The organism is Rhodococcus chondri (assembly GCF_036327435.1).
In the GTDB taxonomy this organism is placed as follows: Bacteria; Actinomycetota; Actinomycetes; order Mycobacteriales; family Mycobacteriaceae; genus Rhodococcus; species Rhodococcus chondri.
Genome location: NZ_JAUZMZ010000356.1, coordinates 1 through 1,482, shown reverse-complemented (window position 1 = coordinate 1,482; position 1,482 = coordinate 1). Strand labels below are relative to the sequence as shown.

1 pseudogene is annotated in these 1,482 nt (G+C 70.7%); it reads left to right on the top strand.

Annotated features, from left to right (window positions below):
• Positions 1 to 5 precede the first annotated feature (5 nt).
• Positions 6 to 1,460 (top strand): annotated as a pseudogene (locus Q8814_RS26070) (UDP-N-acetylmuramoyl-L-alanyl-D-glutamate--2,6-diaminopimelate ligase); the annotation flags it as partial.
• Between the last annotated feature and the right edge of the window lie 22 nt (positions 1,461 to 1,482).

Below are 1,482 nucleotides of genomic sequence, written 5' to 3'. Positions count from 1 at the left end.
CCTGAGCCCATCCCCACGGGGCCGGTTACGTGGACACCGCTCTCGAACGCGGCGCCGTGGCCGTGCTCACTGATGCCGCCGGCCGCGATCTCGTCGCGGCCGCGAATATCGCGGTGCCCGTCCTCGTCCATCCGGATCCGCGCGCGGTACTCGGACTCGCCTCGGCGACGGTCTACGGCCACCCGTCGAAGGACATGCAGGTGATCGGCATTACCGGCACATCCGGTAAAACGACGACCGCCTATCTCGTCGAAGCCGGTCTCGCCGCGGCGGGCCGTGTCACCGGTCTCGTCGGCACTGTCGAGACCCGCATCGCCGGCCGCCGCGTACCGAGCGCGATGACCACCCCGGAAGCGCCGCAGCTGCACGCGCTGTTCGCCACGATGCGCGAACAGGGCGTGGACACGGTCGTGATGGAGGTCTCCAGCCACGCACTGGCCCTCGGGCGCGTCGCCGCCACCGACTTCTCGGTCGGGGCATTCACCAACCTGTCGCAGGACCATCTCGATTTCCACAAGGATCTCGACGACTACTTCGGAGCCAAGGCTCGCTTGTTCGCTGCCGACTCCCCGGTCCACGCCGCCCGCGCCGTCGTGTGGGTCGAGGACGAGTGGGGGCAACGCATGGCCGACATCGCCCGCACCGCTCATCCCGACGAGCCCGCAGCGGTCCGAACGGTCTCGACAGACGCCGCGCGTCCCGCTGCCGACTGGTCCGTCACCGACGCCACGACGGACCCGACCGGATCCCAGCGCTTCACGCTGACCGGCCCGGACGATGTGAGCCGGACGGTGACGGTGCGGCTACCCGGCCGGTACAACGTGGCCAATGCAGCTTTGGCCGTTGCGGTGTGCGCGGAAGCCGGAGTGGACCCCGACACGGCGGCACGCGGGCTGGCAACGGTCGATGTGCCCGGGCGCGTCGAACGGATCGATCGTGGGCAAGACTTCCTGGCAGTGGTCGACTACGCGCACAAACCCGCCGCACTCGACGCGGTCCTCGCCACTCTGCGCCGTGCGACGACCGGACGCGTCGCAGTGGTCGTCGGCGCCGGCGGTGACCGTGACCGCGGCAAGCGCCCGCTCATGGGTGCCGCCGCGGCGCGCGGCGCAGAGTTGGTCGTCGTCACCGACGACAATCCACGCACCGAGGACCCCGCCGCCATCCGGGCGGCCGTGCTCGACGGTGCCTGGTCGGTGGCAACGGCCGAACGCGGGGAGATCCGCGAAATCGGCGACCGCGCCGCCGCGATCGAGACAGCCGTGCAGTGGGCACGCCCGGGCGACGTCGTCCTCGTCGCGGGCAAGGGTCACGAGAGTGGCCAGGAAATCCACGGGGTCAAGCATCCGTTCGACGACCGCGACGTGCTCGCCGCGGCGATCGACCGGGTTCTCGGCTCCGATTCGGACAGGCGGACCCCGCCCCGCACGGGCGGACATCAGCAGGGAGGCACCGCATGATCGCGATGACACTGGCCCACAT